The organism is bacterium (assembly GCA_030699905.1).
GTDB lineage: Bacteria > Patescibacteriota > Minisyncoccia > Phycocordibacterales.
Window position 1 is genome coordinate 1 of sequence record JAUYKQ010000020.1, and the last position, 3540, is coordinate 3540.

The 3540-nt window shown below is 40.7% G+C and carries 7 protein-coding genes; 3 read left to right on the top strand and 4 right to left on the bottom strand.

Annotation, left to right across the window (positions count from 1 at the left end):
* The 3 genes from Q8P86_02360 to Q8P86_02370 all read right to left on the bottom strand — a co-directional run.
* Positions 1-319: hypothetical protein (locus Q8P86_02360; GenBank protein ID MDP3996511.1), on the bottom strand; the 319-nt coding region annotated here is incomplete at its 3' end.
* A 58-nt stretch (positions 320-377) separates the two neighbouring features.
* Positions 378-926 (bottom strand): Fic family protein, encoded by a 549-nt coding sequence (locus Q8P86_02365; protein ID MDP3996512.1) that lies wholly within the window; start codon positions 924-926, stop codon positions 378-380.
* A 27-nt stretch (positions 927-953) separates the two neighbouring features.
* The gene (locus Q8P86_02370; GenBank protein MDP3996513.1) at positions 954-1385 is read right to left on the bottom strand and encodes an NUDIX domain-containing protein; all 432 of its coding nucleotides are present in this window, start codon (positions 1383-1385) and stop codon (positions 954-956) included.
* A gap of 116 nt (positions 1386-1501) precedes the next feature.
* Between Q8P86_02370 and Q8P86_02375 the strand changes: the two genes are divergently transcribed.
* From Q8P86_02375 to Q8P86_02385, 3 genes are all read left to right on the top strand, one after another.
* Entirely contained in the window at positions 1502-1828 is a 327-nt protein-coding gene (locus tag Q8P86_02375) for a hypothetical protein (GenBank protein ID MDP3996514.1), read from the top strand.
* Between the two features lie 204 nt (positions 1829-2032).
* Positions 2033-2317 (top strand): hypothetical protein, encoded by a 285-nt coding sequence (locus Q8P86_02380; GenBank protein ID MDP3996515.1) that lies wholly within the window; start codon positions 2033-2035, stop codon positions 2315-2317.
* A gap of 1 nt (position 2318) precedes the next feature.
* Positions 2319-2576 carry a type II toxin-antitoxin system mRNA interferase toxin, RelE/StbE family gene (locus Q8P86_02385; protein MDP3996516.1) on the top strand — a complete coding sequence of 86 codons (258 nt, stop codon included), beginning with the start codon at positions 2319-2321 and terminating at the stop codon, positions 2574-2576.
* A 194-nt stretch (positions 2577-2770) separates the two neighbouring features.
* Here the strand turns inward: Q8P86_02385 and Q8P86_02390 are convergent, their stop codons facing one another.
* Positions 2771-3127: a tRNA-binding protein gene (locus tag Q8P86_02390; protein MDP3996517.1), complete on the bottom strand. Its 357-nt coding sequence runs from the start codon at positions 3125-3127 to the stop codon at positions 2771-2773.
* Between the last annotated feature and the right edge of the window lie 413 nt (positions 3128-3540).

Consider the following 3540-nt stretch of genomic DNA (forward strand, 5'->3'; position numbering starts at 1 on the left):
TTTCATAAATTTTTTGAAAAACCGGAGAAATATCGTAGATACCTTCTCTTTCCAAAATTTTTTCGCCTTCGTCGCAGGAAAGGGCCATTTCAGAAATGCCTGAATTTAACGAGATTTTAGCGAGCTCGGGAGGACAGCCACGACCGCTTTGAGAATTTACGATGTAATAAACCGATTCGTCTGCCGGATTGTATTTAAAATCAGAAATGTATGTCGGCCCGCCCACTGTGGCAAAAGAGCTCTCTGTGGTAAGCAAAAGCAGTGAAAATACAAAGACGGACAACGTTCCCTTCAAAAAGGCGCAAGTTTGATTTTTCATAAATTATTTTATAGCCCACCTGTTTTAATCACATGCTCGACGAGCGTGCGCGTTTTTACTATTTATAAAATTCTGTTTCTTCGTAATAATATGATTGCTCCACCCCCTTCATGAAAACTTCGCAGTCGTCAATTTTATTGGTCAAAGCGGCGCGCAGAAGCTCGCGAATCTCGAGGTCATTTACCGGACTGCGCTCCATTGCATTCAAATAGTCGGCTTTATCAATCTTGACCCAATCAACACATTGCTTGAGATTTTTTTTCAACATCAAATCAAGCCAGATCCTCATACTCCGCCCGTTTCCTTCCATAAACGGATGAGCTATATTCATTTCCACATATTTCGCGACGATTTGCTCAAAAGTACTTTCCGACATTTTGTCGATCTTTTTTAAGCTTTCCTCCAGATACAAAGAAGAAGCAAATCGAAAGCCACCTTTGCTTATATCTTTGACGCGGATCTGTCCAGCAAAATCGTAAAGCTTTCCGAATAAATATTCGTGGATTTGTTGCAACCCTCTGGTTGTGCCAACTTCAAAACTTTCAATTTCCCGACTACCAAAAAGTTCTTTGGCTCGTTCTTTGCTGATTTGATCAATATTAGGCATGGTCTAATTATACCATATTTTTATTTTTTAAATTTTTCCTTTTTTTGACTTCCCTGTTTGGACTTTGTAAACGGTCTTATCTGGAAAAGCGAGAGCGTCTCTGATTCTCTCAACTTGTTTTTCTGAAATGTTTTGGGGAAGTTTACCGACGTCAAAATATTCTATTTTGTCGGCTTCGTCGTTTAGCGTAATTTCGCCTCCCGACACTTTACAAATGAACGACAATACGACCTCGTCTACGTCAGGTTTACTGTAAACTCCCGCCAAACTTACAATGTCAGTGTCAAAACCGGTCTCTTCTTTTATTTCTCTTTTCACTCCTTCCCACGGCGACTCCCCTCTTTCCAAACCACCACCGGGCAAACTCCACAAATCATAATCGCACCGATGACACAGCAGTACATGCTTATGTCTATCAAATATTATTCCAACTATTCCGATTGTAAATTTAGATTTCACGGATTGATTTTATCACTTTTCGGTTTTGAAATGTAGTGTCATGGTTAAATCATTTGACACGACGCGAAAGAGATAATTTTGACAATCACTTTTCAAAATGTATTATGTAGATAGTTATGAAAACCAAAGTTCTTCCTGTTCTCGGTAACCAAGTAGCCGAGAACTGCTCTCTGTTCGTTGATGTAAGACTCTTGCTGAAACAAGCTTTCGCAAATATGGAGCTTGTTTTTTATCCTGAAGACGGCAGTCAAGATGCAAGCGCCGAAACGAAAGGTAAAGGCGCTTTTCAGTTTTCAGACCAGACACCTCTGGTTTGGAGTTGTACATTCGGCGAGTTTCAACAGGTGGTGGACTCGTTTGGCTTTAAGCCATACAAAGACGACAAACTCGCTTTTCAGAACCCTTTAATGGCTGTTGCCTTTGCCCAATTTATTACAGCGTAATTCTCGGTACTTCAAAACCTTCCGGTTCGCGCTGGCAGGTTTTTATTTTAGACACGCGGGGTCTTGCCACGATAACAGAATTATCCACATTTACAACCTATTTACCACGTTCAATGCTATTTAGTGTCGGAAAAGATTTTAGGAGCATTGACATAGTTTTTAGATGTGATATGTTTGTATATATATTAGCTATAAAAAAGATATATGACTACACAAGTAATTTTTAGAATAGATAAGAAAATCAAAGAGCAAGCCCAAAGAAAAGCCAAGGGTAGCGGGTTAACCTTCTCCGATATTTTACAAATGGCAACATACGCCTACGTCAAGGACGACCTTGAGCCGGTTTTAATGCGAAAAGAGGAAAGGTTGAATATGAAGACGCGGCGTGAACTGACTAAAATTTCCAAGGATATCAAAGAAGGTAAAAATCTTGTCGGGCCTTTCGATTCAGCGAAAGAGATGGATAAATTTCTTAATTCTTTAAAATGAAATGCGTATTGAACTGCATAGAAACTTTTTAAAGAGTTACGTAAAACTTCCAAGAAAGATACAGGAAAAGTTTAAGGAGAGGCGAAATTTATTTATTGAAAATATGTTTCATCCTACCTTGGATAATCATTCGGTTGAACCGACTTACCCGAATTGTAGAAGTATAAATATAACCGGAGACTACCGCGCGCTTTTTGAAATCAGAGGAAAAGATATGGTTGTATTCACAAAAATCGGCACGCATTCGGAGTTGTACTAAATTTTGTCCAAAATGGCTTTACTTTGCTTCAGTTCAGAAATGGGGGAATTTAAGCTGTCCCCATTTGATGTCCTTTGACTGTTGATGACCCATTTGACCCCATTTGATAACAGGAGTGTCCCCATTTACTCTCCGCACCGTTTTTTTCGCAAATTTTGCGAAAATGCGGATTACGATGGGAAAGTTCATTGGCTCTAAGATAATTTACTTCCAAGAGTTATTGAGTCGGTCTTCGGCTCAATAAGTACCCATCCATCACCAGAGCTGTTTTTAAAACCGAGAGTGAGAACCTCAGATCTAAATGGACCTACCTGCTTGGATGGAAAGTTGACTATACAGCAGACGAAAGAATTGAGTAATTCTTCCTTTGTGTGAGCTCCGACTGCCTGAACACTTGATTGCTTTATCCCGATTTCGGAACCAAAATCAATCTTGAGTTTATATGCTGGCTTCCGTGCTTCTGGGAAATCAGAAATTTCAACGATTTTTCCAACTCGAATGTCTACTTTTTCAAAATCTTCGTAAATTATAGTTTTTGGTTCGTTGTCCATATCTTTGTTCAAAATGGCTTTACTTTGCTTCAGTTCAAAGTTGATAATCTAACGTAGGGTGAGAGAACCTCACTGCTCGCTCCGCTGCGCTTTAGAAACCCACGGTTTCTAACACTCGCAGACTCGCTGTTTTCCTCCACGGGAAACTCCCGTTTCCCGACCCCTTCCCTGTTCGAATCTCTCACCCCCTTTTCGCGGACTCAAAACGGAGGTGAGAGAGACCGCGAGTACGCTTTTCGACCTCTACGAGGTCAGTACCCCTTTCCCATTTTCTTACGATAAGAATCGTTCGAAAATATGGGAGAAGGGCTTCGAATCTCTCACGCGATGTGCGCAGGCACATCGCTACCCTCCGTTTTTCGCGGACTCAAAACGGAGGGTGAGAGATTCGAACTCTCGGTGGGTTTCCCCAC

What these genes read in the sequence shown, in the direction of transcription:
- Q8P86_02365 (MDP3996512.1), bottom strand. Translation starts at nt 926, where the DNA reads ATGCCTAATATTGATCAAATCAGCAAAGAACGAGCCAAAGAACTTTTT.
- Q8P86_02375 (MDP3996514.1), top strand. Translation starts at nt 1,502, where the DNA reads ATGAAAACCAAAGTTCTTCCTGTTCTCGGTAACCAAGTAGCCGAGAAC.
- Q8P86_02380 (MDP3996515.1), top strand. Translation starts at nt 2,033, where the DNA reads ATGACTACACAAGTAATTTTTAGAATAGATAAGAAAATCAAAGAGCAA.
- Q8P86_02385 (MDP3996516.1), top strand. Translation starts at nt 2,319, where the DNA reads ATGCGTATTGAACTGCATAGAAACTTTTTAAAGAGTTACGTAAAACTT.
- Q8P86_02390 (MDP3996517.1), bottom strand. Translation starts at nt 3,127, where the DNA reads ATGGACAACGAACCAAAAACTATAATTTACGAAGATTTTGAAAAAGTA.